The 25,609-nt window shown below is 75.2% G+C and carries 29 protein-coding genes and 1 tRNA gene; 18 read left to right on the forward strand and 12 right to left on the reverse strand.

Going from position 1 to position 25,609, the window contains the following annotated elements:
• Positions 1-5: 5 nt before the first annotated feature.
• Positions 6-641 (forward strand): AMIN-like domain-containing (lipo)protein, encoded by a 636-nt coding sequence (locus ACI8AF_RS04570; RefSeq protein ID WP_456538484.1) that lies wholly within the window; start codon positions 6-8, stop codon positions 639-641.
• On the opposite strand, the gene ACI8AF_RS04575 is transcribed toward ACI8AF_RS04570, so the two are convergent.
• Both ACI8AF_RS04575 and ACI8AF_RS04580 read right to left on the reverse strand, forming a co-directional pair.
• Complete coding sequence (locus ACI8AF_RS04575) at positions 642-986, reverse strand: hypothetical protein (protein ID WP_456538485.1); 345 nt, start codon at positions 984-986, stop codon at positions 642-644.
• Positions 987-1,038: 52 nt separating this feature from the next.
• Entirely contained in the window at positions 1,039-1,533 is a 495-nt protein-coding gene (locus ACI8AF_RS04580) for a GtrA family protein (RefSeq protein WP_456538486.1), read from the reverse strand.
• 168 nt (positions 1,534-1,701) lie between these two features.
• Here ACI8AF_RS04580 and ACI8AF_RS04585 point away from each other — a divergent pair, with 168 nt between their 5' ends.
• From ACI8AF_RS04585 to ACI8AF_RS04600, 4 genes are all read left to right on the forward strand, one after another.
• Complete coding sequence (locus ACI8AF_RS04585; RefSeq protein WP_456538487.1) at positions 1,702-2,583, forward strand: Rieske 2Fe-2S domain-containing protein; 882 nt, start codon at positions 1,702-1,704, stop codon at positions 2,581-2,583.
• A 213-nt stretch (positions 2,584-2,796) separates the two neighbouring features.
• Positions 2,797-2,869: transfer RNA gene (locus tag ACI8AF_RS04590), tRNA-Lys, on the forward strand.
• Between the two features lie 143 nt (positions 2,870-3,012).
• On the forward strand, positions 3,013-3,450 hold the full coding sequence (locus tag ACI8AF_RS04595) for an MmcQ/YjbR family DNA-binding protein (protein ID WP_456538488.1): 438 nt from the start codon (positions 3,013-3,015) through the stop codon (positions 3,448-3,450).
• Positions 3,422-3,997: a hypothetical protein gene (locus tag ACI8AF_RS04600; RefSeq protein ID WP_456538489.1), complete on the forward strand. Its 576-nt coding sequence runs from the start codon at positions 3,422-3,424 to the stop codon at positions 3,995-3,997. The genes ACI8AF_RS04595 and ACI8AF_RS04600 overlap by 29 nt, the downstream gene beginning before the upstream one ends.
• Positions 3,998-4,010: 13 nt before the next feature.
• Here ACI8AF_RS04600 and pstS read toward each other — a convergent pair whose 3' ends face one another.
• The gene (gene pstS / locus ACI8AF_RS04605; RefSeq protein ID WP_456538490.1) at positions 4,011-5,075 is read right to left on the reverse strand and encodes a phosphate ABC transporter substrate-binding protein PstS; all 1,065 of its coding nucleotides are present in this window, start codon (positions 5,073-5,075) and stop codon (positions 4,011-4,013) included.
• Between the two features lie 183 nt (positions 5,076-5,258).
• On the opposite strand from pstS, the gene ACI8AF_RS04610 reads away from it, so the two are divergent.
• Positions 5,259-5,519, forward strand: a complete 261-nt coding sequence (locus ACI8AF_RS04610; RefSeq protein ID WP_456538491.1) for a hypothetical protein — start codon at positions 5,259-5,261, stop codon at positions 5,517-5,519.
• On the opposite strand, the gene ACI8AF_RS04615 is transcribed toward ACI8AF_RS04610, so the two are convergent.
• Positions 5,489-6,442 (reverse strand): LysR family transcriptional regulator, encoded by a 954-nt coding sequence (locus tag ACI8AF_RS04615; RefSeq protein ID WP_456538492.1) that lies wholly within the window; start codon positions 6,440-6,442, stop codon positions 5,489-5,491. The genes ACI8AF_RS04610 and ACI8AF_RS04615 overlap by 31 nt on opposite strands.
• Before the next feature lie 72 nt (positions 6,443-6,514).
• Here ACI8AF_RS04615 and ACI8AF_RS04620 point away from each other — a divergent pair, with 72 nt between their 5' ends.
• The 4 genes from ACI8AF_RS04620 (at position 6,515) to ACI8AF_RS04635 (ending at position 9,422) form a co-directional block, all read left to right on the forward strand.
• A complete protein-coding gene (locus ACI8AF_RS04620; protein WP_456538493.1) occupies positions 6,515-7,453 on the forward strand; it encodes a DMT family transporter in 939 nt (312 codons plus the stop codon).
• An 8-nt stretch (positions 7,454-7,461) separates the two neighbouring features.
• Positions 7,462-7,986 (forward strand): hotdog fold domain-containing protein, encoded by a 525-nt coding sequence (locus tag ACI8AF_RS04625; protein ID WP_456538494.1) that lies wholly within the window; start codon positions 7,462-7,464, stop codon positions 7,984-7,986.
• Positions 7,958-8,554 carry a TetR/AcrR family transcriptional regulator gene (locus ACI8AF_RS04630; protein ID WP_456538495.1) on the forward strand — a complete coding sequence of 199 codons (597 nt, stop codon included), beginning with the start codon at positions 7,958-7,960 and terminating at the stop codon, positions 8,552-8,554. Before ACI8AF_RS04625 ends, ACI8AF_RS04630 begins: the two co-directional genes overlap by 29 nt.
• Positions 8,555-8,801: 247 nt before the next feature.
• On the forward strand, positions 8,802-9,422 hold the full coding sequence (locus ACI8AF_RS04635) for a hypothetical protein (RefSeq protein ID WP_456538496.1): 621 nt from the start codon (positions 8,802-8,804) through the stop codon (positions 9,420-9,422).
• A gap of 66 nt (positions 9,423-9,488) precedes the next feature.
• Here ACI8AF_RS04635 and ACI8AF_RS04640 read toward each other — a convergent pair whose 3' ends face one another.
• Entirely contained in the window at positions 9,489-11,822 is a 2,334-nt protein-coding gene (locus ACI8AF_RS04640) for a heavy metal translocating P-type ATPase (RefSeq protein WP_456538497.1), read from the reverse strand.
• Between the two features lie 123 nt (positions 11,823-11,945).
• Here ACI8AF_RS04640 and ACI8AF_RS04645 point away from each other — a divergent pair, with 123 nt between their 5' ends.
• Positions 11,946-12,869, forward strand: coding sequence for an AraC-like ligand-binding domain-containing protein (locus tag ACI8AF_RS04645; RefSeq protein WP_456538498.1), 924 nt, complete (start codon positions 11,946-11,948; stop codon positions 12,867-12,869).
• A 102-nt stretch (positions 12,870-12,971) separates the two neighbouring features.
• Positions 12,972-14,207 (forward strand): acyl-CoA dehydrogenase family protein, encoded by a 1,236-nt coding sequence (locus tag ACI8AF_RS04650; RefSeq protein WP_456538499.1) that lies wholly within the window; start codon positions 12,972-12,974, stop codon positions 14,205-14,207.
• Here ACI8AF_RS04650 and ACI8AF_RS04655 read toward each other — a convergent pair.
• The 4 genes from ACI8AF_RS04655 to ACI8AF_RS04670 form a co-directional block, all read right to left on the reverse strand.
• Positions 14,174-14,602, reverse strand: coding sequence for an arsenate reductase ArsC (locus ACI8AF_RS04655; protein ID WP_456538500.1), 429 nt, complete (start codon positions 14,600-14,602; stop codon positions 14,174-14,176). The two genes, ACI8AF_RS04650 and ACI8AF_RS04655, sit on opposite strands and share 34 nt — an antisense overlap.
• Complete coding sequence (locus tag ACI8AF_RS04660) at positions 14,599-15,279, reverse strand: aquaporin (protein ID WP_456538501.1); 681 nt, start codon at positions 15,277-15,279, stop codon at positions 14,599-14,601. The genes ACI8AF_RS04655 and ACI8AF_RS04660 overlap by 4 nt, the downstream gene beginning before the upstream one ends.
• Positions 15,270-15,554 carry an ArsR/SmtB family transcription factor gene (locus ACI8AF_RS04665; RefSeq protein ID WP_456538502.1) on the reverse strand — a complete coding sequence of 95 codons (285 nt, stop codon included), beginning with the start codon at positions 15,552-15,554 and terminating at the stop codon, positions 15,270-15,272. Before ACI8AF_RS04665 ends, ACI8AF_RS04660 begins: the two co-directional genes overlap by 10 nt.
• 84 nt (positions 15,555-15,638) lie before the next feature.
• Positions 15,639-15,995, reverse strand: a complete 357-nt coding sequence (locus tag ACI8AF_RS04670) for a metalloregulator ArsR/SmtB family transcription factor (RefSeq protein WP_456538503.1) — start codon at positions 15,993-15,995, stop codon at positions 15,639-15,641.
• A 119-nt stretch (positions 15,996-16,114) separates the two neighbouring features.
• Here ACI8AF_RS04670 and ACI8AF_RS04675 point away from each other — a divergent pair, with 119 nt between their 5' ends.
• From ACI8AF_RS04675 to ACI8AF_RS04695, 5 genes are all read left to right on the forward strand, one after another.
• On the forward strand, positions 16,115-16,522 hold the full coding sequence (locus ACI8AF_RS04675; protein ID WP_456538504.1) for an ArsI/CadI family heavy metal resistance metalloenzyme: 408 nt from the start codon (positions 16,115-16,117) through the stop codon (positions 16,520-16,522).
• A gap of 12 nt (positions 16,523-16,534) precedes the next feature.
• Complete coding sequence (locus tag ACI8AF_RS04680) at positions 16,535-16,738, forward strand: hypothetical protein (RefSeq protein WP_456538505.1); 204 nt, start codon at positions 16,535-16,537, stop codon at positions 16,736-16,738.
• The gene (locus tag ACI8AF_RS04685) at positions 16,735-17,196 is read left to right on the forward strand and encodes a GNAT family N-acetyltransferase (RefSeq protein WP_456538506.1); all 462 of its coding nucleotides are present in this window, start codon (positions 16,735-16,737) and stop codon (positions 17,194-17,196) included. The genes ACI8AF_RS04680 and ACI8AF_RS04685 overlap by 4 nt, the downstream gene beginning before the upstream one ends.
• 169 nt (positions 17,197-17,365) lie before the next feature.
• The gene (locus ACI8AF_RS04690) at positions 17,366-20,017 is read left to right on the forward strand and encodes a putative bifunctional diguanylate cyclase/phosphodiesterase (protein WP_456538507.1); all 2,652 of its coding nucleotides are present in this window, start codon (positions 17,366-17,368) and stop codon (positions 20,015-20,017) included.
• Positions 20,018-20,120: 103 nt separating this feature from the next.
• On the forward strand, positions 20,121-20,909 hold the full coding sequence (locus tag ACI8AF_RS04695) for a putative protein N(5)-glutamine methyltransferase (RefSeq protein WP_456538508.1): 789 nt from the start codon (positions 20,121-20,123) through the stop codon (positions 20,907-20,909).
• On the opposite strand, the gene ACI8AF_RS04700 is transcribed toward ACI8AF_RS04695, so the two are convergent.
• Positions 20,860-21,441, reverse strand: coding sequence for a copper resistance CopC family protein (locus tag ACI8AF_RS04700; RefSeq protein ID WP_456538509.1), 582 nt, complete (start codon positions 21,439-21,441; stop codon positions 20,860-20,862). The genes ACI8AF_RS04695 and ACI8AF_RS04700 overlap by 50 nt on opposite strands.
• 107 nt (positions 21,442-21,548) lie before the next feature.
• On the opposite strand from ACI8AF_RS04700, the gene ACI8AF_RS04705 reads away from it, so the two are divergent.
• The gene (locus ACI8AF_RS04705) at positions 21,549-22,934 is read left to right on the forward strand and encodes a neutral zinc metallopeptidase (protein ID WP_456538510.1); all 1,386 of its coding nucleotides are present in this window, start codon (positions 21,549-21,551) and stop codon (positions 22,932-22,934) included.
• Between the two features lies 1 nt (position 22,935).
• Here ACI8AF_RS04705 and phaZ read toward each other — a convergent pair whose 3' ends face one another.
• Both phaZ and ACI8AF_RS04715 read right to left on the reverse strand, forming a co-directional pair.
• Positions 22,936-23,778, reverse strand: coding sequence for a poly(3-hydroxyalkanoate) depolymerase (gene phaZ, locus ACI8AF_RS04710; protein ID WP_456538511.1), 843 nt, complete (start codon positions 23,776-23,778; stop codon positions 22,936-22,938).
• Positions 23,762-25,609, reverse strand: coding sequence for a PHA/PHB synthase family protein (locus tag ACI8AF_RS04715; protein WP_456538512.1), 1,848 nt, complete (start codon positions 25,607-25,609; stop codon positions 23,762-23,764). Before ACI8AF_RS04715 ends, phaZ begins: the two co-directional genes overlap by 17 nt.

Genomic DNA, 25,609 nt, shown 5'->3' on the forward strand with positions numbered 1-25,609 from the left:
GCGCCGTGACCCACCGACGTGCCCTTCCCCTACCGGTCGCCCTCCTCGTCGCCGGTGCCCTGCTGGCCGGCTGCGGCGGCCAGGGCAAGGAGACCACGGGGACCGACACCGCGGCCGGCAGCGGGACGCCGTCGGCCTCCGAGACGCAGGCCACCGCCACGAGCGAGCCGGTCGGGACCGCCGGCGGCAGCGAGCCGTCCTTCCCGGCGGACACCGAGCCGGACACCGCCGAGGCCTCCGCCGATTCCCTGGTGACCGTCACCGGCATCCGCACCGGCCGGCAGGACGGCTTCGACCGCGTCGTGTTCGAGGTGGCCGGGACCGGCACGCCCGGCTGGGACGTCCGCTACGTCGACCAGGCCGCCTCGCAGGGCAGCGGCGACCCGGTCGAGGTGGCCGGCGACGCCGTCCTGCAGGTCACGATCACCGGCGTCGGCTACCCCTACGCCACCGGCGAGGAGGAGTACGCCGGTCCCGACCCGCTGCCGGGCGACGGGACCGGGACGGTGACCGAGGTCGCCTGGGACGCCACGTTCGAGGGCACGTCGGTGGCCTTCATCGGCACCGATGGCCAGGTGCCGTTCCGCGTCTTCGCGCTGTCGGGCCCGACCCGGATCGTGGTCGACCTGCGCGACGCGTGATCAGTTGACGGTGGCGGTGAGCTCCACGGAGTCCTCCGTCACCTCGGTGCACTCGAGCTGCAGCGGGCCGGCGGCGACGCTCTCGCCCTGGGCGCAGGTGACGCTGACGTCGCCGACGCCGAGGCTGGCGCGGCCGTTCTCCACCCCGCCGAAGCGCAGCTCGGTGCCGAGGATGTCGGCCGTCGCGCCGTCGCCGTTCAGGGTCACCGCGCACGAGCTCGTCGAGCAGGACACGTTGTTCGAGGTGAAGGTGCAGCCGGCCAGCGGTGCGAGCAGCAGCCCGCCGGCCAGGGCCGTGGCGGCCAGGCGCGCGGTTCGGGTGGTCGTCGTCGTGCTGCCAGTCATGCGGCGAGCCTAGGGCGGACGCCGCCGGCGAGCGGGGACGTCGCGCCCGGCGTCAGGCGCGGTCGGGCGTGCGCGCGCCGAACACCCAGCGCAGGGCCACGAAGCGCAGCAGACCGATCGCGCCGGTGACCGCGGCGACGACGGCGAGCCGCGCGAGCGTGCCGGCGTCGTCGGTGACGGCGTCGAACCAGGCGAGCGCGAGGGCGGTGGCGACCATGCCCGCGACGGCGAGCCCGCCGCCCTCCCACTGGGCGGTGAACCAGCTGACCCGCTCGCCGGCGTGGAAGGTGAGACGCCGGTGCAGCTCGTTGGCCAGCATCGACGAGGCGACCGCGCCGACGAGGTTGGCGGGCTGGTGGCCCAGGCCCTGGAGCAGCACGAACAGCACCCCGTACAGGGCGCTGGAGATGCCGCCGACCGTCACGAAGCGGGCGAACTGCGCGGTGCCGTCGTCCCGGGACAGGCGGTCGACCAGGCGCTGCCACGAGGTCGCCAGATGACGCGTCGGCGCCTCCCCCGCAGAGCGGTGGAGCAGCGCGCAGGTCATCTCGGGTCCTTCCGGGCAGTCGCCGGCAACAGCAATCCCTGTAGCCACCGGCACCGGCCGAACATGCCCGGCGCCGCTGTGCGAATCGTCACTCGCACCTATGACGGTTCTGCGGCCCCGGACTGAGCGGTCGGCTTCGCCGCACGTCAGCGCGGGTAGAGGGCGGCCATGAGCCTGATGGGTTTCCTGGACCGGATCGCCGACGTCCCGACCTTCGACAAGGCGATCGAGCCCGCGCGCCGGGTGGTCCGCTCCGCGCTGAGGCCGCCGGCGCTCAAGGACTTCCTGCACGGCACCTGGCTGGGGCACCCGCTGCACCCGGTGCTCGTCCAGGTCCCCGTGGGCAGCTGGACCTCCGCCGGGCTGCTGGACGCCGTCCCGGCGCTGCGCCCGGCCGCGACCGCGCTGATCGGGACGGGGGTCGTGGCCGCCGTGCCGGCGGCCCTGGCCGGCGCGGCGGACTGGTCGGAGCAGGACCCCGGTGTGCGCCGCCTCGGCGCGCTGCACGCCGCGCTGAACTCGGTGGCGCTCGGGCTCTACGTCGGCTCGCTGGTCGCCCGGGCGCGCGGCCGCGGGGGGCTGGGGCGGGTGCTGTCGTACAGCGGGCTGGGGCTCGCGACGGCGTCGGCGTCGATCGGCGGGCACATGTCGTACGCGCAGTCGTCCGGGGCGTCGCACGCGGCGACGTCGGCGCGGGCGCTCGGGTCGGACTGGATCGACCTGGGGCCGATGGACGACCTGCCCGAGGGGCGTCCGGCGCTGCGCCTCGGGACCGGCGGCAGCGCGGAGGTGCCCCTGGCGGTGGTGCGCCGGGGTGGGCGCGTCGACGTCTTCATCGGCGCGTGCTCGCACCTGGCCGGCCCGCTGTACGAGGGGGCGGTCGAGGAGGTTCGGGGGAGGAGCTGCCTGGTCTGCCCGTGGCACGGCTCGGCGTTCGACCTGGACGACGGCGAGCCGCGGCGGGGCCCGGCCGCCAACCCGCAGGAGAAGCTCGAGGTGCGCATGCAGGCCGGGCACGTGCTGGCGCGGCTGCCGTCCCGGCACCAGTAGGGCGGAACAAGGCCGGCCCGGCCTCCCGGGGGGAACGGGGGCCGGGCCGGGGTCTGTGCGTCGGCTGGGTCAGCGCGACGTCGATGACGCTACGTAACCGGGGCGGTGCTGCGGGATCCCCTGAACGGGTGGAAGATCCCGGGCAGGTGACGGGACGTGTTCACGCGAGGGTGCCCGCGCGGTTTCCCCGGTCTGGGAGACTCGGCCGTGCACGGGCCTCTAGCTCAACTGGCAGAGCAGCGGACTTTTAATCCGCGGGTTGTGGGTTCGATCCCCACGGGGCCCACCGACCGGCGACTCCTGCGGTCTCGGGGCTTCCCAGAAGCGGGCAAGCCCCGAGACCGCAGAAGTCAGCGCCGCCGGCGCGTGACCGATGACTCCGGCCCGCCGTCGCGGTCACCCTCGTGTGCGCGACGCAGGAGGAGCGACATGGCGGTGATCGAGGACGTCCGGCCGCTGGGTGCCGGGTTGGAGCGCTCGTACGAGGTGTACGTGCGCGGCCGGCTGAAGTTCCGCGTCGGGCAGCTCGTCTACGTGGCGTTCTCCCCGGACGAGAGCGTCATGGGCTTCGCGTTCCCCAAGGAGGAGCGGGAGGCGCTGGTGGGGGGTGAGCCGCACAAGTTCTCCCTGCCGGCGGCGTCGGACCTGCGGTTCCACTGGGTGCACGCCGCCCTCACCGCACTCGATCCGAGCGAGGCCCGCGAGCTCGTCGTCGACGCCTGGCGGATGGTCGTCCCGGCGAAGGTCTCCCGCGCCTACGACCTCGTCCACCCGCACGGCCCGGGCTGCGGCCCGCCCGGCCCCCGCGAGGGCCTGCGTTCCGGCAGCATGGCGCACCGTGCCGATGGCCCCGGTCCGCGCAGGTGACGAGCTGATCACCACCATCGCCCCGCGTGCCAGGGCCCGGCTGCTCGCCGGGGTCTACGCCGGGTGCGCCGCGGGGATGGCCGTGATCGTCGCGCTGCTGGCCCCGGAGTCGCCGTGGGGGCTGGTGATCGTGGGCCCCCTGGTCGTCCTGTTCGCGGTGATCGCCGTCCGCCACGCCCGCGAGCTCACCCACCGGACGGTGCTCACGTCGTCCCAGCTGGTCCACCCGGGCCGGTTGCGCGGCTGGCGCACCGTCGAGCTGGCCGACGTCGTCTCCGTCGTCCTGCACCGCGAGGCCGACCACGAGGCCGGGGTCGAGTGGGAGCTCCGCATCGCGACGGCCGACGGATCGTCCGTCGCGCTCCCGGTCGACGAGCACCCCCGGCTTCTGGGCTGGGCGCCGTCGCGGTCGAACGACCCGGGGGCCGAGCGGGAGTGGCGGGCGGTGCGCGACGGCGGTGGCGGCCTGGTCGCGGTGATCGCCGCGCAGGTCCGCGCCGTGCAGGGACCGGACGGTCCGTTCGCACGCCCGCCCGCCTCGGGTTGAGAACGAGGCGCGGTCAGGTCGCCGAGACGGCCTCGATGGCGGCCATCGCCTGGTCGCGCAGCTCCTCGGGGATGGGCGCCGATCCCGCGACCTCGGCCGCCGCGCCCTGGCCCTCCTCGCTGACGACGTGGGTGAGGAACGCCTGCAGCCGCTCGACCAGCGCCGGGTCGTCGTAGCGCAGGCACCCGATGTGGTAGCTGACCAGCACGATCGGGTACTCGCCGGATCCCTCGGTGTCCCGCTCGATCTCGATCACGTGGTCGTGCTCCCCGCGGCCCTCGGCCCGCGGTGAGTTCGCCACGACGGCGGCAGCGGCCTCGGCCGACGGGCGCACGAACTCGCCGCCCACCCCGACGGCGACGACGCCGAGGTCCCCGACCTGGCTGAGGTCGGCGTAGCCGATCGTGCCCTCCCCGCCGCCCACGGCGGCCACCACACCGGAGTTGCCCTGGGCGGACTCGCCCTGCTCCAGCGGCCAGCTCCCGTCCGGCTCGTACGGCCACGCCTCGGGCGCGGCACCGGCGAGGTAGTCGGTGAAGTTCTGCGTCGTCCCGGACTCGTCGCTGCGGTGCACCGGGGTGATGCGCAGGTCCGGCAGGGTCGCCTCGGGGTTGTCCGCGGCGACGGCGGGGTCGCGCCACGTGGTGATCCGGCCGGTGAAGATCCCGGCCACCGTCGCCGGCGAGAGGTTGAGCTGCTCGACGCCCTCGAGGTTGTGCACGATCGCGATGGGGGAGATGTAGTTGGGCAGCTCGAAGACACCGTCCGGACCGCAGCGCTGCGCGGCCTGCGCCAGCTCCTCGTCGTCCAGGGCGGCGTCCGACCCCGCGAAGTCGAGGCCGCCGGCCAGGAACTGCTCACGGCCCCCGCCCGAGCCGACCGGGTCGTAGCTGACGTCGACGTCGGGCTGCACGGCGCTGAACCCCGCGGTCCAGCCCTGCATCGCCGCCTGCTGCGCGCTGGACCCGGCCCCGACGAGGGTGCCGGTCAGCCGGGGGCCGTCAGCGGCCGCGCTGCCGCGCTCGTTCGGCGGCACGTAGTTGGCCGCGAAGACGACCACGCCGGCCACGGCGGCCACGCCCACGAGTCCCGCGATCCTGGCCCGTACCCCCACTGCTGCCTTCCTGCCGCTCGGCCGCTGCCTCCCCAGTGTGCGGGACGCGGTGGTTGTCGACATCTGCCAGTTCCGGCGCGCCGGTTCTCGCAGGCTCGCCGTGCCGCGTGGCGGTCCGGTTCCGCACCCGGGGGCAGGGTGGACGGCGTGACCGTCGTCCCCCTGCCCACCACCAGTCGCTGGGCCGGCGACGTCCGCGAGGACGGTCGGGCGGTGCGGGCGACCGCGCACCCCGACGAGGGTTTCCTCACCCTGAGCGTCTGGAAGGACGACACCTGCGCCGGCACGGTGCAGCTCGCCCCGGCCGAGATCGCGGGCCTGGTCGCCCGGCTCACCGAGTGCCTCGTGCAGCTGACCGCGCCGGAGGCCGGCCGGCGTCACGACCTGCGGGCCGACGACCGGTCCTGACCCGGCGGGCGGGGCAGCTCGCGCGCCTGCTCGGACACCGCGGCCAGCACGGTCCGCAGCGCCGGCGCCGTCGGGCCCTCCCGCGTGACGACGACGAGCCGGCGACCCACGGCGGCGTCGGCGACGTCCCGGACCGCCAGCACCGGGTCCTCCGGCGGGAGCGTGAGCGCCGGCATCAGCGCCACCGCGCCGGTCCGGCGCACGAGCTCGAGCTGCACGTCGGCGTCGTTCGAGCGGTGCCGCAGGTCGGGTTCGAAGCCGCCCAGGGAGCGGCAGGTGCCCACGACCATCGCGTGGTGACCGGTCCCGACCGCCGACGAGGTCCACACGTCGTCGCGCAGGTCGCCGATCGGGACAGGGCGGCCGCTCGCCGCCGAGGGGTGCGCCGCCGGGAGCGCCAGCCGCAGCGGTTCCTCGTGCAGCAGCGCGAAGCGGAGCCCGGCGGGCCGGGGGCGGGGGTGGCCGTCGTACTCGTCGCTGATCACCAGGTCCAGCGCGCCGAGCCGCAGCTCCGGCAGGGCCTGCTCGAGCTCGAGCTCGGTGATCTCCAGGCGCACCTGCGGGTGCCCGGACATCAGCCGCGCGACGGCCGGGATGAGCAGGTGGCGGGTCGCCGACTGCAGCCCCCCGGCGCGCACCGTGCCGCGGACCTCGCCGGTGAGCGCGGCCAGGTCGGCCTGTGCCGCCTCGGCCGCCGCCAGCAGCACGCCGGCGTGCTGCGCCAGCAGGCGACCGGCGTCGGTCAGCCGCACCCCGCGGCCGGCCCGCTCCAGCAGCCGCGCACCGACCTCCTTCTCGAGGACGGCGAACTGCTGCGAGATCGCGGACGGCGTGTAGCCGAGCGCGGCGGCGACGGCGCCGAGGGTCCCGCGCTCCTCGAGCTCGCGCAGTATCCGCAACCGGCGCAGGTCCCCGGCAATCATGCAGCAGATCTTACGAATCAAGTCGAGAAATCGTCACTGGACGTGATCGGTCGCCCGCTGCACCCTGGAGGCGTGGGACCGGTCCTCTGCCTGCTGTCCGCCGCGTGCTTCGGCGCGATGGCGATCTTCGGCAAGCTCGCCTACGACGCCGGCGTCTCGCCGACCGCGCTGGTCCTGGTCCGCTTCACCCTGGCGGCCGTCCTGCTCGGGGCGCTGCTGCTGCTCCGGCCGGGCCTGCGCGCCGGCCGTCCCGCCCCGTCCGCAGGTGCCGGCCCGGGCGCCCGGGGCCTGGTGCTCATCGCCCTCGGCCTGGGGGCGATCGGGTACGCCACCCAGGCGAGCCTCTACTTCTCCGCCCTCGAGCGGATCGACGCCTCGCTGCTGGCGCTGCTCTTCTACAGCTATCCGCTGCTCGTCACGCTGGGCGCCGTCCTCCTCGGCCGCGACCGGCTGACGCCCGGGCGGGCGGCCGCGCTCGCCGCCGCCACGGGCGGGACGCTGCTCGTGCTCCTCGGGGCCGGCGGGCTGCGGTTCGACCCGGTCGGGGTGGCGATGGCCGTCGGGACCGCCGTCACCTACACCGTCTACATCCTCGTCGCCGACACCGTTGTGCACCGGATGCCGCCGGTGGTGCTGTCCGCGCTGGTGATGACCGGCGCCTCGCTGGCGCTCGCCGGCAAGGCGCTGCTGACCGGCGGCGTCGACCTCGGGTTCGCGGCCGCGGGGTGGTTCTGGCTGGCCTGCATCGCGGTCGTGTCCACCGTTGTTGCGATGCTGGCCTTCTTCGCGGGCCTGCGGCGGACCGGTGCCGCCACGGCGGCGATCCTCTCGACGTTCGAACCGGTGGTCACGGCGGCGCTGGCCGCGGTCGTGCTCGGGGAGTTCCTCACCCCGGTCCAGCTGCTCGGGGGTCTGCTGGTCCTGTCGTCCGTCGCCGTCCTCCAGCTGCGCGCCGTGCGGACGACGGCCCCGGCACCGGCCCGCAGCGGGCAACTGGAGCGCGTGCTCTAATAACGTGCATGGCTGAGCACCGCGCCCCCGTGCTGGACCTGTACGAGCGGCTGGAGCCGAAGCCGCTCGGGAGGTACCTGTTCTCCCTGGCGATCGCGTGGAGGGCGCCGTACTTCCGCAGCGTCCGGCCCCGGTTCGTCAGCCTGGCGCCGGGCAGGGGGGAGGTGCGGGCGCGCAACCGCCGCGCGGTGCGCAACCACATCGGCACGTTCCACGCCATCGCCTGCTGCACCCTCGCCGAGCTGGCGGCCGGCACCACCATGGAGGCCACGCTCCCGGCGAGCCACCGCTGGATCCCGAAGGGCATGACGGTCGCCTACCTGGCCAAGGCCGAGACCGACCTGCGCGCCGTCGCCACCGTGCCCGACCTCGCCGACCTGGGCGAGGGCGGGTCGCGGGAGGTGGTCGTCCCCGTCGACGTCGTCGACACCGGTGGCCGGGTGGTCGTGCACGCCGACATCACCATGTGGGTCTCCCCGAAGCGGCGCGAGGAGGCGGCGGTCGGTGCCCCGGCGGAGGCTGCACGCGCCTGAGGCCGTCCTCGACGCCGCCGAGGAGCTGCTCCTCGAGACCGGCCGCACCGGCCTGACCGTGCGGGCGCTGGCCGGCCGGTCCGGTGCGTCGAACGGCAGCATCTACCACGCCTTCGGGTCGGTCGACGTGGTCGTGGCCCGGGCCTGGCACCGCCGGGCGGTGGAGTTCCTCGCCGTGCAGTCCGCAGCGGCCGCACCCGAGCCCGACGCCGTCCGGGCCGTCCAGGCCGCCGCCGACGCCCCGGCTCGCTTCGCCGAGCGCGAGCTCGCCGCGGCCCGGCTGCTGGTCTCGGTCCGCCGCGACGACCTGCTCACCGACGCCCTGCCCGCCGATCTGGCCGAGGACCTCCGCGCGCTCGACGGGCGCCTGGTCGACCTGCTCCGGCAGCTGGCCCGCGGCCTCTGGGACCGCGCCGACCCGGGCGCCGTCGACGTCGTCACCACCTGTGTCGTCCGGCTGCCCGGAGCCCTGCTGTTCCCCGACATCCGCGCCGGGCGCGTGCGCGAGCTGACCCGCGCGCAGCTGTCGGCCGCCGTGGCGGCGGTGCTGGGCTGCGGACCGCCCTGACACGCCGGGGAACGGCGTCGTCGGAGGTCGTCGACCGCCACGACCGGCGCTCCACGCTGCGGGAACGCCGTTCCTGTCGACAAGTGGCCGACGCAGGGGACGGGTCGTCGTCCGCCATCGGCGGTCCCGCAACGATTCGGGAACGCGGCCGCCGCGGCCGGCCGCGAGTGGCGTGCGGCACACGCGCGCGGCCCTACGTTTCTGCCACTGCCGCACGGACGCGGCGGTGGGGATGGAGCGGTGAACGGTGAGCTACGCGGGTGGTCTGTCCAGCGGTGAGGTCGTCCTCGGCGGTGTCGCCTGCCAGGGCTGGTGGCTGGTCGTGGACGAGGAGGACGGTCCCGGCCGGCTGGTCGCCGGCCCCTTCCCGGACCGGGCCGAGGCGCGGTGGGCGGCGGCGACCTCCGGCGTGGACGGCGCCGTCCCGACCTACGGCTACCGCCGGGCCGACGGCGGGCTGAACCGCCGGCCCTCGCCGGAGGACTGGGCGTGGCTGGCCCACCTCGGCGAGCAGCTCGACCGGCTGCCCGAGGACCGGGACGCGCAGATCGCCGACGAGGACCCGCTGACGACCCTGGTGGTCGAGGTCGCCGCGGCGGTCGCGGAGGCCGGCCTGCCGCTGCACGACGCCACCGGTGCGGCCGCTCCGCTCGGCGGGGCCTGCCTGACGCCCGAGCCGGCGCTCGGCGGCATCGTCGTGGCCTGGCGCCAGCACGACCGGATGAGCGTCGACCAGGTGCACGGCGCCGCGGCCGACGCCCTGGCCCAGCAGGTGCTGAACCGCGCTCTGGCCGATCTCCTCGCGCTGCGCGGGTTCGCCGTCGAGGCGCTGGACGGCTCGAGCGGTCACGTGGTGCGGTCGGCCTGACTCCCGGCGCGCAGGGCGCGCCCCGCCAGCTCCCGGCCGGAGCGCGAGGCCCCGGCCGGGAACCGGTCAGCGGGCGACGGGGGTGGGGCGCGGGCTGGTGTCCGCCGCGGTCGCCGGCGCCTCCGGGAGTCGCAGCCGCTTGAGCAGCAGCGCGTTCACCGCGACCAGGAAGCTCGACCCCGACATGGTCAGCGCCGCGATCTCCGGCCGCAGCACCAGGCCGAACGCCGGCTCGAAGACCCCGGCCGCGATGGGCAGTGCGACGGCGTTGTAGCCGACGGCCCACGCGAGGTTCTGCCGCATCTTGCGCACCGTCGCCCGGCCGATCCGCAGCGCGATCGGGACGTCGAGCGGGTCCGACCGCACGAGGACGACGTCGGCGGTCTCGATGGCGACGTCGGTGCCGGCGCCGATCGCGATGCCGAGGTCGGCCTGGGCGAGCGCCGGCGCGTCGTTCACGCCGTCGCCCACCATGGCGACCCGTTTGCCGGCCCGCTGCAGCTGCGCGATCTGCTCCGCCTTGTCTCCGGGGAGCACCTCGGCGACGACGGTGCCGATGCCGAGCTGGTCGGCGATGCGGCGGGCGGTGGCCTCGTCGTCGCCGCTGAGCATCACGACCTCCACCCCGAGGTCCCGCAGCTCCCGCACCGCGGCGGCCGAGGTCTCGCGGGCCGCGTCGGCGAGGGCGACGACCCCGACGGCGCGCCCGTCGACGGCCACCAGCACGGCGGTCCGCCCGGCGCCCGCCAGCTCGTCGCGCCGCGCCCCCAGGGCGCCGACGTCGACCCCTTCGCCGGCCATCAGCGCCTCGTTGCCCACGAGCACCCGCCGGCCGCCGACCACCGCGCTCGCGCCGTGCCCGGGGACGCTGCGGAACTCCCGGGCGGCCGGCGCCGCGACACCGCGGGTCTCGGCGTACCGGACGACGGCCGTGGCCAGCGGGTGTTCCGACTCCCGCTCCACCGCCGCGGTCAGCGCCAGCAGGTCGTCCTCGTCCAGGCCGTCGGCGACGACGTCGGTGACCTCGGGCTCGCCCCGGGTGAGGGTGCCGGTCTTGTCCATGACGACGGTGTCGATGCGGGCGGAGGCCTCCAGCGCCGCGGCGTTCTTGACCAGCACCCCGCGGCGCGCGCCGAGGCCGGTGCCCACCATGATCGCCGTCGGCGTGGCCAGCCCCAGCGCGTCGGGGCAGGTCACGACCACGACCGTGATGGCGAACAGGATCGCCGTGGCGAACGAGGCGCCCGACAGCAGCCAGGCCACCAGGGTCGCCCCACCGCCCAGCAGCGCCACGAACACCAGCCAGAACGCCGCCCGGTCGGCCAGCCGCTGCCCCGGTGCCTTGGAGTTCTGCGCCTCCTGGACCAGCGCCACGATCTGCGCCAGGGCGGTGTCGGCGCCGACCCGGGTCGCGCGGACCCGCAGCGTGCCGGTCGTGTTCACCGAGGCGCCGATCACCGCCGAGCCCGCGGTCTTGGGCACCGGCAGGCTCTCGCCGGTGACCATGGACTCGTCGACCTCCGAGTCGCCGTCCTCCACCGTGCCGTCGACCGGGACCTTCGCCCCCGGCCGGACCAGCAGCAGGTCGCCGGCGACCACCTCGGCGGTCGGCACCTCCACCGGGACGCCGTCGCGCAGCACGACCGCCCGCGGGGGAGCCAGTTCGAGCAGTGCCCGGATGGCGTCGTTGGCCCCGCCGCGCGCCCGCATCTCGAACCAGTGGCCGAGGAGCACGAACGCGGTGAGCACCGAGGCGGCCTCGTAGAAGACCTCGCCGCCGCCGCTCAGCGTGACGGCGACGCTGTAGAGCCAGCCGGCGCCCACGGCGACGGCGACCAGCACCATCATGTCCAGCGTCCTGGCCCGCAGCGCCCGGTAGGCGCCGTCGAAGAAGATCCAGGCCGAGTAGAAGACCACCGGCAGCGACAGCAGCAGCGAGAAGACGTCGTCCCGCAGCCCGAACGGCGCCGGGACCTCCCAGCCCAGCACCTCCCGCCCGATCGGCGACCACAGCAGGATCGGGATCGACAGGACGGCGGCCACGAGGAACCGGTTGCGCATGTCGCGGACCATGTCGTCCATCGACATCGAGCCGTGGTGCCCGCCGTGGCCCATCGCCTCGTGCTCCGGAGCGCGGGAGGCGTGCGGCTCGGCCGCGGGGTCGCAGACGTGCGCCGGGACCGACTGCCCCGCGCAGTGGAAACCGCAGTCGCGGACCCAGCCCGAGAGCTCGGCCACCGACGTGCGGTCGTCGTCGTAGGTGACGGTGGCGGTCTGTGCGACCGGGTTCGCCTCGACGTCCAGCACCCCGGGACGCCGGCCCAGCACCTGCTCGGCCACGGCCTTCGACGAGGCCCACTGGACCCCGGAGACCTCGAGCACCGCAGTCGTGCGACTCATGTCTTCCTCCTTCGTCGACGTGGGGGAAGGTAATACCCCTAGGGGGTATATGCAAGGGCCTGGCGGCCTTCCGTGTTCCCGCCGGGTCCGCGATCCTCGGCGGGACGGCCGGCGGAGGTGGCGATGCCGATCTGGGACGGGACGCAGCTGCCCGAGACGGAGCAGTTCGACTACTGGCACGAGGTCATCTGCCGCGCCTTCGTGCCTCTCACCCCGCGCCGGCTGGAGCGGCGGCCCGGCTTCGCCGCGACGGTGGAGACCCGCCCGCTCGGGGAGGTGAACCGGGCGCGCATCTGGTCCCAGCCGCAGACCACCGACCACGGTCCGAGCGAGGTGGCGGCCACCGACGGTGCGTTCTACTTCGTGAACCTGCAGCTCGCGGGGCGGTGCCGCACGCGCCAGGGGAGTGCCGAGTCGGTGGTGGGGCCCGGGCAGTTCGTCGTTGTCGACACCACGGCGCCGTACCACTTCGACTTCGACCGCGAGTGGCGGATGCTCTCCTTCCGCGTGCCGCACGAGCAGCTGCGGTCGCGCCTGGCCGGGCGCTCACCCCGTACCGGCACCGGCATCGACGGGACGGGCGTGGGAGCGGTCGTGCCCGCCCTCATGCGCGCGCTCTGGGAGGTCGACGAGGCGACGCCGCCGGCCGCGCTGCGCGACCTGGAGCAGTCCTTCGCCTCGGCGGTCGCGGCAGCGACCGCGCCGTGGGAGCCGGCCGTCCCCGGGCGGGCCGTGCTGCGCGCCGCCGTCCTGCAGCACGTGCGCGACCACCTGACCGACCGCGGGCTGTCGGTGACGAGCGTCTGCCGCCGCTTCGCCGTCTCCCCGCGGACGCTGCACAACGCCTTCGCCGACGGCGGCGACTCCTTCGCGGCCACGGTCCGCGCGATGCGGCTGGACGCGTGCGCCGCCCTGCTCGCCGACGCCCGCGTCCCCGCGACGGTCACCGAGATCGCGGCGGCCCACGGCTTCGACGACCCGACGGCGTTCAGCCGCGCCTTCCGCCGGCGGTTCGGCGCCAGCCCGCGGGAGGTGCGCGGCCGGTAGGTGCACGAACGGCACGGGGAGCCTGCGCGCACGGCCGAGACGCGCACCCGCCGCCGGCCGACGCTGGGAGGCGGTCCGCCGACACCGAGGAGGGCACCCGCGATGACCGTCTCGTTCCTGCTCAGCCCCGAACAGGAGAAGCTGAAGTCCGTCGCCCGCCAGTTCGCCGAGGAGCGCCTGGCCGGTCTCGCCGCCGCCGTCCGGGCCGAACCCGACCCGCTCGCGCGTGCGTTGCTCGCCCGCCCGGTCTTCGAGGAGGCCGTCGCCGCCGGATTCCTCAAGGGCTTCATCCCGGCCCCGTTCGGCGGGACGGCGTCGAGCGGCGTGGACGCCGGCATCTTCATCGAGGAGTGGGCCGTGCACAGCCCCGACTTCGTCATCTCGATGGCCGGCCCGCTCATCGCCCTGGTGCCGGTGTACCAGGCGGGCACCCCCGCGCAGATCGAGCGGTTCGTCTCGCCGTTCCTGGCCGACACGGGCGCGCCGCTGGCCGCCATGGCGTACAGCGAGCCGGGCGGCAGCGCCAACTTCGACGCCCCGCCGCCGGCGGAGGGCACCCGCACCACCGCCGTCCCCGACGGCGGCTCCTGGGTGGTCAACGGGCGCAAGGCGTGGGCGTCGCACCTGTCCGGGTGGGACGGCGACGGCCCCGACGTGATGACCATCGTCTGCCGGACGCCGGGCGGGGTGTCGCTGCTGGTGGCCGAGCGCGAGCACCTGGCCGGGCACGTCGAGGTCGAGGAGCACTACGACCTGCTCGGCCTGCGCGGCTGCCTGACCTCCCGCATCCGGCTGGTGGACGTCCGCGTGCCGCGCGAGAACCTGATCGGCGAGGAGGGGCAGGGGATCGCGCTGACCCGGGCGGCCTTCCTCGGCAGCGGCGCCTCGATCGCCGTCTTCGCCGTCGCGGCCATGCGGCGGGCGTTCGACATCGCCTACCGGTTCGCGCGCACGGAGAAGCGCGGCGGTGCGGTGCCGATCCTCGACCACCAGGCCGTGGCCGACGTGCTCGCCGACGCGAAGGGGCGGATCGAGGCCGTCCGGCTGCTCGGCTGGCGGGCGCTCGACGCCGTCCTGTCCGGTCACCCGTCGGCGCTGGAGATGGCGCTGCACGCCAAGGTGTTCGGCTCCGAGACCGGCGTCGACGTGGTCAACGACCTGGTCAAGGTGGTCGGCGTCCAGGCGTACGACCGCAGCTTCCCGATCATGTCGGCCCTGGCCGACGCGCTGGCCTACCCGATCATCGAGGGCAGCAACGTCGGGGTCCGGCGCCGCCAGCTGCACGAGCTGCTGCGCAGCCCCGGCTACGACCCGCTGGCCGCCTCCGGGATGGCCTGACCGGTCAGCTCGCCCACCAGGCGCCGGACCCGTGCGTCGATGTCGTCGACGATCCGGCGCACGGTCTCCAGGTCCTGGCCGGCCGGGTCCTCGACCGGCCAGTCCTCGTAGCGCCGGCCGGGGAGGACGGGGCAGGTCTCGCCGCAGCCCATCGTGATCACCACGTCGCTGGCCTGCACCAGATCGGCGTCGAGCAGGGTGGGGAGGTGCTCGCCCACCGGCAGGCCGCGCTCGACGAGCACCTGGGCGACGACGGGGTTGACCCCGCTGCCGGGTTCGGAGCCGGCCGAGCGCACGGCCACGCGGCCGGCCGCGTGGTGGCGGGTCAGCACCTGCGCGGCGACCGACCGGCCGGAGTTGTGGATGCAGGCGAACAGGACGGCGGGGGTGCTCATCGGGACTCCTCGGTGGCGGTGGGGTGCAGCAGCGCCACGGCGCCGACGCCGGCGGCGGCCCCGAGCAGCTGCATGAGGACGAAGACGGCGACCGATGCCGGCGCGATGCCGGCGAAGGTGTCCGACAGCGTGCGGGCGACGTCGATCATCGGGTTGGCGAAGCTGGTCGACGACGACCACCAGTAGGCCGCGGCGATGTAGGCGCCCACCGCGAACGGCGCCACGGTGCCGCGGCCGGTACGGGTCAACCCGAAGATCAGCACCACCAGCCCGAAGGTGGCCAGCACCTCGGAGAACCAGAGGCCGCCCGAGGCGCGCTCGTGCGTGGAGATGCTGATCGCCGGCAGGTCGAACATGAGGTTGGCGGTGACCGCCCCGGCGACACCCCCGGCCAGCTGCGCCGGCAGGTAGGCGGCCACCTGGCGGGTCGAGACGCCGCCGAAGGCCCGGGCCGCGAGCGTCACGACCGGGTTGAAGTGCCCGCCGGAGACCGGTCCGAACGCCAGGATGAGCGCCACCAGCCCGGCGCCGGTCACCAGTGCGTTCTCCAGCAGCTGCAGGCCGGGGTCGGCGGAGAGCCGCTGGGCGGCGATGCCCGACCCGATGACGACGGTGACCAGGCCGGCCGAGCCGAGGAACTCTGCCAGCGCCTGCCGGCCGAGCAGGCTCAGCCGCACGGCCGGCGGCCGACGTCGGCGCGGCCCGCGCGGGTAGCGAGGTCGCGGTAGTGCGCGGCAACGCCCTCGAGGGCCTCGGGGCGCAGCCGGTAGTAGGTGTAGCGCCCCACCGGTTCGGTCTGGACGACCCCCGCCCGGCGCAGCACCCGCAGGTGGTTGCTCACGTTGGTCTGGCGCGCGCCGGTCAGCTCGACGAGGTGGCAGGTGCACAGCTGCTCCTCGGCGAGCAGCTCCACGATCCGCGCCCGCAGCGGGTCGGCCAGGGCCCGCAGCAACTCATCAGTCGCGGATGATGTCAGCACACGCTGATGCAACCAGGCCGCGCGCCGGCCGTCGAGCGAACAGCCGGTGAACGGCGGTCAGCGGGTCGCCAGCGCTCCCCGCAGCGCCTCGAGCGCGGCCGGCACGACGGCGTACCAGATGTTGCGCCCCCGCCGCTCGCTGGTGAGCAGCCCGGCCTCGACCAGGACCTTGAGGTGGTGGGAGACCGTCGGCTGGCTCCGCCCGACCGGGTCGACCAGGTCGCACGCGCACACCGCGCCGTCCTCTGCCGTGGCGAGCAGCGAGACGATCCGGAGCCGGACCGGGTCGGCCAGCGCGGCGAACTGGCGGGCGAGCGTCTGCGCGTCCGGCTCCGTGAGCAGGACGGCCGCCAGCGGCGCGCAGCACGCCTGGACGTCCGGCTGCTCCAGCACCGGCAGCTCCCGCACCGTCATGGCTCTCCCTCACCGTCGGAACTCGCCCCCACGAACATATTGACAGCTGTCGATGTTCCGGGCAACCTCTCGTATCGACGGCGGTCGATGTGTCCGCCCCGAGCCCTCCGGAGGTCCCCGTGTCCCGCGTCCAGCTCGCGCTCAACGTCGACGACGTCGAGGCGGCCACCGCCTTCTACGCCAAGCTCTTCGGCACCGAGCCGGCCAAGACCCGGCCCGGCTACGCCAACTTCGCGATCGCCGACCCGCCGCTGAAGCTGGTGCTGCTGGAGAACCCGGGGCAGGGCGGCACGCTCGACCACCTGGGCATCGAGGTCGCCTCGCCCGACGCCGTCGACGCCGAGCAGACCCGCCTGGCCGCGCTCGGCCTGGCCTCCACCGACGAGCGCGGCACCACCTGCTGCTACGCGAGGCAGGACAAGTTCTGGGTGGAGGGCACCCCCGGCGGGGAGCGCTGGGAGGTCTACACCGTCCTGGCCGACAGCGCGACCTTCTCCGCCGACACGGCCGAACCCGCCTGCTGCTGAAGGAGACCCACCATGAGCACCCTCTACGTCGCCCAGCTCATCGCCGACGAGCGCGGCGCCGAGCTGCAGCGCCGCGCTGACACCGCCCGGCTGGCCGCGCTCGCCCGCTGCTGCCGCCCGAGCACGTGGGCGCGCGCAGCCCGCCGCGCCGCGGCCGCGGTCGACCGGCTGCGCACGGCCCGGTCCGCCGGCACGCCCTGCTGCGCCCCGGCATGACGCGCGACGCCGTCGTCCGCCCCGCCGTCCCGGCGGACCTGCCCGCGGTGCACGCCCTGGTCGCCGCCTGCGGCCTGCCGCTCGAGGGGCTGGACGGCGCGACCCAGGTCCTCGTCGCGGAGGAGGACGGCGACGTCGTCGGCACGGTCGCGCTCGAGCGGCACGGCGACGGGCCGGCCACCGCCTTCCTCCTCCGCTCGGCCGCGGTCGCCGGACGGCGGCGCGGCACCGGCCTCGGCGCAGCCCTCGTCACCGCCGCACTGGCCCCGGTCGATGCCGCCGGCGCGCCGGTCGCGCTGCTGACCGAGTCGGCCGCGGACTGGTTCCCGCGGTTCGGCTTCGTCCCCGTGCCCCGGGAGGAGCTGCCCCCTGCGCTGGGCGCCTCCGCGGAGCTGCGCGGCGCCTGCCCCGCCTCCGCGCACGCCCTGCTGCGACCCCCGAGCGGAGGAGGGAGGTGACGACCGTGCCGACGTACTGCTGCGACCCCGACTGCACCGACGCCAGCTGCGACTGCGGCTGCTGACCCAGCGCGACCACGAGGGCCGCCGGGCACCCGGGACCGGCGGCCCGCCTCACCCACGCGAGCGATCCGGCTCAGGATCGTCCTATTCCTGCCGATGGGACCGCATGCACCTTCCCGGACGCTCGACGACGCGCGGCCGCCGACGCGGCGCACCGCTGTGGGTGTACCTGACCGCTCTGGTCCTCATCCCTCTCGCCGGTGTGGGCGTGCTCACCGCGGTGGTGGCCCATGCCCGCCTGGCGGAGGCGGACGGCGCCGCACGTGCGGAGGAAGCCGTGCGCACCCTCGCCCGGCTCGACGTCGCGCGCAGCCACGTCGAACGCGAGGTCATCCCCGTGCTGTCGGTGGCCGTGATCGACGACCCGGCCGCCGCGAGCGCGCTGGGCCTGCCTCCGCTGCTCCTGGAGGCCCAGCGGCACACCGCCCAGTCGGAGCTGGTCACGTTCCAGGCAGCGACCGACGAGGCGCTCGACGCGGTGCCGACCGACTCCGTCGGGGCGGCCGCCGCGGACCGCGCCCGGGCCGACGTGGCCGCGCTGCGGGAGACGGCGGCCGACCGGACGATCGGTCTCGAGCAGCTCTACCTCGGCTACCTGGCCGTGTCCAACGACCTGATGAACGCCGAGCGGGCGGCCGCCGCCGCTGCCGGCTCCGAGGGCGTGCCCGAGCACACGCTCGACGCCATCCGCGACGTGCAGGCCAGTGCCCAGCTGGCGCAGAGCGCCAGCCGGCACCTGCCCCTCTACCTGGGCTCGCTGTTCGCCCCCACCGACAGCGTGATCGGTTCACGGATGGGCTGGCAGACCGCCTGGCTTGCCTACAGCGACGCGCGGCGGCAGATGGAGGACCTGTCCCAGCCGGCGCTGCGCAGGGAGTGGGAGGAGGTCATGTCCTCCGCGGCGGTCACCCAGGTGGACGAGGTCCTCAACGGTTCGCGCGGTGCGGTGTCGTTCATGGAGCTGATCGGCCTGCTCTACCAGGCCGACGAGCGCAGCACCTCGTTCACGGATCTCGTCTCCACGGCCACCCGCAGCGCCCAGTCGCTCGCCGCCGCTGATCGTGAGCGGGCGAACGACAGGCTGTGGAGCACGCTTCAGCTCGGTGCCGGGCTGCTGCTCGCGGCCCTTCTCGGCGCCGCGCTGCTCGGCCGCCGCGTGGCGCGCTCGCTGGGCCTCCTGGCCGGTCAGGCCAGGCAGATCAGCCAGGGCTCGCTCGTCGACGTCGAGGTGGCCGGCCCACGCGAGGTCCGCACGGTCTCCGCGGCCCTGGACGCCGCCGTCGCGGGCTTGCGGCGGATCCAGGACCAGGCCCAGGCGGTCGCTCGCGGCGATCTCGACGACGCCCTGCTGCACGAGCCGCTCCCCGGGCCGCTCGGTGAGGTCGTGCACGCATCGGTCCGGGAGATCGTCGCCTCGGTGCGCCAGCGCGAGGAGCTGCAGTTCGCCCTGGCCCACCAGGCCACGCACGACCCGCTCACCCAGCTGCCCAACCGGGCCCAGGCGCTGACCCTGGTCACCTCCGCGCTGCACCGGGCACGGCGGTCCGGGGCGATGACCGGTCTGCTCTTCGTCGACCTCGACGGGTTCAAGGCGGTCAACGACGGCCACGGGCACGCCTGCGGCGACGAGGTGCTGCAGGAGGTCGCCGTCCGGCTGCGCGGGTCCGTCCGCCCCGGCGACGTGGTCTGCCGGCTCGGCGGCGACGAGTTCGTCGTCCTCGTCGAGGACGTACCGGCCGAGCGCGACCTGCTCGAGCTCGCCGACCGGCTGATCGCCGCCGTCAGCGAGCCCTACGCCGTCGCGGCCACCTCGGTGCGCATCGGCGCCAGCGTCGGCGTGGCGGTCAGCCGGGACGGCGAGGTGGACGCCGACCTGCTCTTCGCCGAGGCCGACACCGCCGCCTACCGCGCCAAGGACCACGGCCGCGGGCGCGCCGAGATCTTCGACGAGACCCTGCGCCGGCAGCTGTCGGACCGCGCCGAGCTCGAGGCGGCCATCGCCGCGGCGCTCACCAACGGGCAGATGCGCCTGCACTACCAGCCCGTCGTCGACCTGGCGTCGGACCGGCTCATGGGCTACGAGGCGCTCATCCGCTGGGAGCGGCCCGGCACCGGCATGGTGCCACCGGACGAGTTCATCCCCGTGGCCGAGAGCTCGCAGCTGATCTGCGAACTCGACCGCTGGGTGCTGCACGAGGCCACCCGCCAGCTCGCCGAGTGGCGGGCGGCCGGGACGGCGGACGGCGGCCCCGAGCCCACGATCGCCGTGAACGTCTCCGGCCGGCACCTCGCCGACCGCCGTGTGGTCGCCGACGTGCGCGACGCGCTGGACGCCTCGGGCCTGCCCGCCGAGCTGCTCGTCCTTGAGGTGACCGAGACGGTGCTCGTCGACGACCCCGTGGCCCTCGCGCACCTCGCCGCGCTGCGGGGGATGGGCGTGGCGATCGCGCTCGACGACTTCGGCACCGGCTACACCTCGATCGGCCAGCTGCGGCACATGCCGGTCGACACGCTGAAGATCGATCGCAGCTTCATCTCCTCGACGGAGCCGGGGCACCACGACCTCGTCGCGCTGATCATCCGGGCGGCGCACACGTTCGGGCTGACCGTCGTCGCCGAGGGCGTGGAGGAGCCGGCGCAGCTGGCGGCGCTGCGCGCGCAGGACTGCGACCACGCCCAGGGCTACCTGCTGCACCGGCCGATGCCGGCGTCGGACGCCGGGGCGCTGCTGCGGCAGGCGGCGGGCGCCGCCTCCTAGGCCGCCGCGGAGGGCGCCCGGTGTCGGATCGGAGCGGTGTCGCGCCGGCCGGACACCGCTCCGGTCCGTCACCCGGTGGCGTCCCGCGACCTAGGTTGGCCCCGTGACGGTCGTCGAGCAGCTGCGCGCGGCCGGCTGCGTGTTCGCCGAGGAGGAGGCCGCGCTGCTCCGGGCCGAGGCGGCCACCGACGCCCGGCTCGCGGCCCTCGTCGCCCGCCGGGTCGCGGGCGAGCCCCTGGAGCACGTGCTCGGCTGGGCGGAGTTCCGCGGCCTGCGCATCGCGGTGGCGCCCGGGGTCTTCGTCCCGCGCCGGCGCACCGAGTTCCTCGTCGACCGGGCGGTGGCGCTCACCCCGCCGTCCGCCGTCGTCCTCGACCTGTGCTGCGGCTCCGGGGCGCTCGGGCTCGCCGTATCCGCCGCCCGGCCCGGCGTCGAGCTGGTGGCCGCCGACGTCGACCCGGCCGCGGTCGCCTGCGCCCGCCGCAACGTCGAGCCCACCGGGGGGCGGGTGTTCGAGGGGGACCTGTTCGCCCCGCTCCCCGCCGAGCTGCGCGGCCGGGTCGACGTGCTGCTGGCCAACGTCCCCTACGTGCCCACCGCCGCGCTGCCCCTGATGCCGGCCGAGGCGCGGCTGCACGAGGCACCGGTCGCGCTCGACGGCGGCGGCGACGGGCTCGACGTCCTGCGGCGGGTCGCTGCCGACGCGGCGGGCTGGCTGGCGCCGGGCGGGTCGCTGCTCACCGAGACCGGCGCGGACCAGGCGCCCGCGGCGGTGGCGGTGCTCGCCGCCGGCGGGCTGACCGCCCGGGTCGTCGCCGACGAGGACGACGAGGCCACCGTCGTCATCGGGACCCGCCCGCTCGGCGCCGCGACCGGCGCCGCCACGGGATGAGGAAGACGACGCCGACCAGGACCGCCGTGCCGCCGACCAGCAGCCAGACCGGCAGCCCGCCGGCCTCGCTCTCGGCGGCCGCCTCGCTCGGCGCGGCCGGCGAAGGCGCCGCGGGTTCCGGCATCGGTTCCGGCGTCGGCGACGGTGCGACGGACGTGGCGGGCGGCGCGTAGGTGAAGGTCAGCGACCCGTCGACGTCGTGCCCGTCGGAGGAGGCCACCCCGTAGTCGACCGTGTAGCTGCCGGCTCCGCCCAGCGCCACGGGCTGGGTGACCACCGCGCCCGCCACGCTCGCCGGGCCGGTCGTGACGTCGGCGCCGTCCGGGCCGCGCACGGTGACCTGCCGGGTCAGCACCGCCCCGCTGAACGTCAGCTCCACGGCGGGCAGCGGCCCGGTCACCGTGCTGCCGTCGGCCGGGGTCGAGGCGGCCAGCTCGGTGTGCGCCCGTGCCGACGTCGCGCCGCCGAGCAGCACGGCCAGGACGGCGACCACGAGCAGGGCGGACCGGCGGACCAGCGGGGCTCCCGACACCCGGCGGACCGTACCGGGGCCCAGGTCATTGACGACGGCGGCGCGAGCAGGCAGCTTCCAGCGTCGAGACGGACCGCCCTCCGGGTCCGCCCGATCAGAGGGAACCGATGCCCGCCCCGCTGTCCCGGCTCTGCACGGCCCTGCTCGGCGCCGTCCTGCTCACCGGCTGCACCTCCACCGTGGTCGGCGCCGCGGCACCCGAGAACGGACTGCGGACCGACGTCAGCGACGCGGAGCTGACCGTCGGCCTGGCCGGCGACGGCGAGACCGACCGGATCGCCCGCAACTCCCTGGCCGACGTCCTCGCCTTCTGGGACGAGGTCTTCCCCCAGGTGTTCGGCGAGGAGTTCGGCACGGTCGAGGGTGGTTTCTGGTCGATCGACCCCGCCGAGACCGGCGACGACGAGCTGCCCGACAGCGGCTGCTTCGACCGGGACGTCGGGGAGCTCGCCGGCAACGCCTTCTACTGCCCGCCGGACGACGCGATCTTCTACGACCGGGCCTGGATGGCCGACCTCGCCGAGGAGTACGGGCCGTTCGTGATCGCCGAGATCATGGCCCACGAGATGGGGCACGCGGTGCAGGGTCACGCCGGCATCGACGAGGAGTCGATCGTCATCGAGACCCAGGCCGAGTGCTTCGCCGGCGCCTGGACGCGCTGGGTCGTCGACGGCAACTCGCGGCACTTCACGGTGCGCGCCCCGGCGCTGGACCCCTACCTGCTCGGCTACCTGTACTTCGGTGACCCCGCGGGCACCTCGGAGGAGGAGGACGGGGCGCACGGCTCGCTGTTCGACCAGCTCTCGGCGTTCCAGGAGGGCTACGCCGACGGGGCGGCCGCCTGCGCGGCGTTCGACTCGACGCGCTTCTACACCCAGGACGAGTTCGACGAGGGCACGGAGGAGGCGAACATGGGCAACCTCCCCTTCGACGAGAGCCTCGACTCCGTCGACGAGACCCTCACCCTCTTCTGGCAGCAGGCCTTCGCCGTGGGCTTCGAGAGCACCCCCGCCCTCGGCGGGGAGTTCGCGCCCCCCGAGCTGCGCGCCGCCGACGGCGACGGGATGGTCTGCAGCGGCCAGGGGGAGGAGCTCGACCTGCAGTACTGCGCCGAGGACGGCTCGGTGCGCTACGACACGACCGACCTCCTCGAGCCGGCGCACGACGAGGTGGGCGACTTCGCCGTCGACACCCTCCTGGCGCTGCCCTACGGCCTGGCCGTGCGCGCGCAGCGGGGGCTGTCCACCGACGACCCCGACGCCGTCACCAGCGTCGTCTGCGCCGCCGGCTGGTACGCCCGCGAGCTGTCGCTGGGCACCGTCGACGGCGCACCGGTGACCATCTCGCCGGGGGACGTCGACGAGGCCGCCGTCGTCCTGCTGCAGTACGCCACGATGCGCAGCGTGCTGCCCGACGCGGGGCTGTCCGGCTTCGAGCTCGTCGACTACTTCCGCCAGGGCTTCGTCCAGGGCGGCGCCGCCTGCGGGCTCTAGGTCAGGAGTCGAGGAAGTCGTCGATCACCGGCGCCAGGGTGCGCGCCTCGGTGATCAGCGCCAGGTGGCCACCGCGGTAGAGGTGCAGCCGGCCGTCGGGGATGAGCCGGGCCATCAGGCGGGCGTTGATCGACGGGATGATCGGGTCGTCGTCGCCGGCCACCACCAGCGTGGGCTGCTTGATCAGCCCCAGGAACGGCAGGCTGCTCCAGCCGGCGCCCGCGGCCAGCTGGTAGTAGTAGCCCCGCTTGGGGCCCAGCCGGGTCGCCGCGTGCAGCGCCCGCGCGGCCCGCTCGGGGTCGGTGCGCACGCTGCCGCCGTAGAGCTCACCGGCGATCGACCGCGCGTAGTCCGGGTCGCGGTGCCGCCGCGGGGTGAGCATCCGCGCCAGGACCCGGGGGTGGCCCGGCACCATGAGCGTGCCGGTGCCGGTCGCCGCCAGCACCAGCCGGCGCACCCGGCGGCGGTGCTGGATGGCGAAGTGCTGCGCCAGGCCGCCGCCCCAGGACAGGCCGAGGACGTCGACCTCGTCGTCGTGGCCGAGCTCGGACAGCATCGCGGCGACCACCGGCGTGAACGTGGCCAGCACGTACGGCACGACCGGCCGCGGCGATCCGCCGACACCGGGGACGTCGAAGCGGATCACGGTCCGCCGCCGGTCGACGGCGTCGACGAAGGGCTGCAGCACCTCGAGGCTGGCGCCGATGCCGTTCATGAGCAGCAGGGGCGGCACGTCGGCGGCGGTGCCGGGGCGCACGGCCACCCGCAGCGTGCGGCCGCCCGCGGTGAGGGTGCGTACCCGCTCGGGTGGGTGGCCGGCCGGCCGGCTACTTGTCGAAGACATAGGTCCCCGGGGCGTCGGCGAGGACCTCGAGGTCGCCCCCGAGGCGGTCCGGTGCGGGGATCTGCTCCCCGGAGCGCTCGCCCAGCCAGCTCGCGAAGTCCGGCCACCACGAGCCCTTGACCGTCTCGGCCCGCTGCAGCCACTCGTCGGGGTCCGGCGGGGTCGAACCGGCGACCTGGAAGGTGGACTTCGGGTTGGTGGGCGGGTTGACCAGCGAGGCGATGTGGCCGTTGGTGGAGAGGACGAACCGGCTCTCGCCGCCGAGCAGCTGCGTCGTCCGGTAGCAGGCCTGCCAGGGGCAGAGGTGGTCGGCGACGCCCGCGGTGACGTAGGTGTCGACGTCGACGGCGGAGAGGTCGACCGGGGTGCCGAGCATCGTGGTGGCGCCGGGCTCGGTCAGCGCGTTGGCGATGGCCAGTTCGATGAAGTCCTTGTGCAGCGCCGCGCTCATCCGGGTGGTGTCGGCGTTCCAGTAGAGGATGTCGAAGGCGGCCGGCGGCTTGCCCTGCAGGTAGTTGTTGACCCAGTAGTTCCACACCAGGTCGTTCGGGCGCAGCCAGGCGAACACCTCGGCCAGCGCGGCGCCGTCGAGGTAGCCCTTCTTCCGCGACTTCTCGACGGCCTCGCGGACGGCCTCGGGGTCCATGAGCGCGCCGACGGTACCCGCCCGCGCCCAGTCGAGGACGGTGACGGCGAAGCTGGCGGCCGCGATCCGGTCCTGGCGGCCGGTGGCGGCCAGGTGGGCCAGCAGCATCGCGGTGATGATGCCGCCGGAGCAGAACGCCTGCAGGGCCACCCGCCGGCTGCCCGTGACCCGCTCGACGGCGTCCATCGCGTCGAGGATCGCCTGCCCGTAGGTGTCCAGCCCCCAGTCGGCGTGCCGCTCGTCGGGGTTGCGCCACGAGATCATGAAGACCTGCTGGCCGGCGCCGACGTAGTGCTCGACGATGCTGCGGCCGGGGGCGAGGTCGGCGATGTAGTACTTGTTGATCGTCGGCGGCACCATCACCAGCGGCACCTCGCGGACCTGCTCGGTGACCGGCCGGTACTGGATCAGCTCGAAGACGTCGCTGCGGAACACCACGGCGCCGGGGGTGACGGCGAGGTCCTCGCCGACGGTGAACGCGTCCGGCTCCACCATCGAGGGCACCCTCGGCGGGGCGACCAGGTCGCGCAGCATGCGGCGGGCCCCGCGCACGGCGTTCTTGCCGCCGGTGTCGATGACCGCCTTCCACAGCAGCGGGTTGAGGGGGGTGTTGCTGGGCGCCAGGGCGTCGACGACGTTGGTCAGGGTGAAGCGGATCCGCTCCTCGTCCTGCCAGCCGAGGTCGGCGTCGTCGACCAGCTTGGCGGCGGTCTGGGCGGTGGCGATGTGCGCCTGCATGACCCGCTGCAGCAGCGGGTTGCCGCTCCACGCCGGGTCGGCGAAGCGCTTGTCCTTGGGGTGCGGCGCGACCTCCGACCGCCCGACGCCGATGCGGCCGAGCTCGCGGACGAGGTAGCGGGCCCGCTTGCCGACGACGTCGGGCTTGCCGGCCAGCGCCCGGGCGAAGGACAGCGTCGTCCGCGCCGGGGGGACGAAGCGGCGCAGCGGCCCGCGGGCGCCGTCGACCAGCACCATGTCGAGGCCGGTGACGGCCTCGGTGGCCTCGGTGGGGGCGTCGGGCGGCGCGACGGGCTTCTGCGCGGACTTCTCCGACCTCTCCGGCGCGGTCGCCGCGGCCTCGCGGCCCTCCGTCGTCGTCGCGTCGGTGGTGCCGGCGCGGGCCCGGCCGTCGGCCCGACCCCCGGCGCCCCGGCCGGCGCGCTCCCGTGGCGCGACCTGCGTCAT

The organism is Blastococcus sp. SYSU D00669 (assembly GCF_054050715.1).

What these genes read in the sequence shown, in the direction of transcription:
- ACI8AF_RS04575 (WP_456538485.1), bottom strand. Translation starts at nt 986, where the DNA reads ATGACTGGCAGCACGACGACGACCACCCGAACCGCGCGCCTGGCCGCC.
- ACI8AF_RS04580 (WP_456538486.1), bottom strand. Translation starts at nt 1,533, where the DNA reads ATGACCTGCGCGCTGCTCCACCGCTCTGCGGGGGAGGCGCCGACGCGT.
- ACI8AF_RS04585 (WP_456538487.1), top strand. Translation starts at nt 1,702, where the DNA reads ATGAGCCTGATGGGTTTCCTGGACCGGATCGCCGACGTCCCGACCTTC.
- ACI8AF_RS04595 (WP_456538488.1), top strand. Translation starts at nt 3,013, where the DNA reads ATGGCGGTGATCGAGGACGTCCGGCCGCTGGGTGCCGGGTTGGAGCGC.
- ACI8AF_RS04615 (WP_456538492.1), bottom strand. Translation starts at nt 6,442, where the DNA reads ATGATTGCCGGGGACCTGCGCCGGTTGCGGATACTGCGCGAGCTCGAG.
- ACI8AF_RS04625 (WP_456538494.1), top strand. Translation starts at nt 7,462, where the DNA reads ATGGCTGAGCACCGCGCCCCCGTGCTGGACCTGTACGAGCGGCTGGAG.
- ACI8AF_RS04640 (WP_456538497.1), bottom strand. Translation starts at nt 11,822, where the DNA reads ATGAGTCGCACGACTGCGGTGCTCGAGGTCTCCGGGGTCCAGTGGGCC.
- ACI8AF_RS04645 (WP_456538498.1), top strand. Translation starts at nt 11,946, where the DNA reads ATGCCGATCTGGGACGGGACGCAGCTGCCCGAGACGGAGCAGTTCGAC.
- ACI8AF_RS04650 (WP_456538499.1), top strand. Translation starts at nt 12,972, where the DNA reads ATGACCGTCTCGTTCCTGCTCAGCCCCGAACAGGAGAAGCTGAAGTCC.
- ACI8AF_RS04655 (WP_456538500.1), bottom strand. Translation starts at nt 14,602, where the DNA reads ATGAGCACCCCCGCCGTCCTGTTCGCCTGCATCCACAACTCCGGCCGG.
- ACI8AF_RS04670 (WP_456538503.1), bottom strand. Translation starts at nt 15,995, where the DNA reads ATGACGGTGCGGGAGCTGCCGGTGCTGGAGCAGCCGGACGTCCAGGCG.
- ACI8AF_RS04680 (WP_456538505.1), top strand. Translation starts at nt 16,535, where the DNA reads ATGAGCACCCTCTACGTCGCCCAGCTCATCGCCGACGAGCGCGGCGCC.
- ACI8AF_RS04685 (WP_456538506.1), top strand. Translation starts at nt 16,735, where the DNA reads ATGACGCGCGACGCCGTCGTCCGCCCCGCCGTCCCGGCGGACCTGCCC.
- ACI8AF_RS04690 (WP_456538507.1), top strand. Translation starts at nt 17,366, where the DNA reads ATGCACCTTCCCGGACGCTCGACGACGCGCGGCCGCCGACGCGGCGCA.
- ACI8AF_RS04705 (WP_456538510.1), top strand. Translation starts at nt 21,549, where the DNA reads ATGCCCGCCCCGCTGTCCCGGCTCTGCACGGCCCTGCTCGGCGCCGTC.
- phaZ (WP_456538511.1), bottom strand. Translation starts at nt 23,778, where the DNA reads ATGTCTTCGACAAGTAGCCGGCCGGCCGGCCACCCACCCGAGCGGGTA.
- ACI8AF_RS04715 (WP_456538512.1), bottom strand. Translation starts at nt 25,609, where the DNA reads ATGACGCAGGTCGCGCCACGGGAGCGCGCCGGCCGGGGCGCCGGGGGT.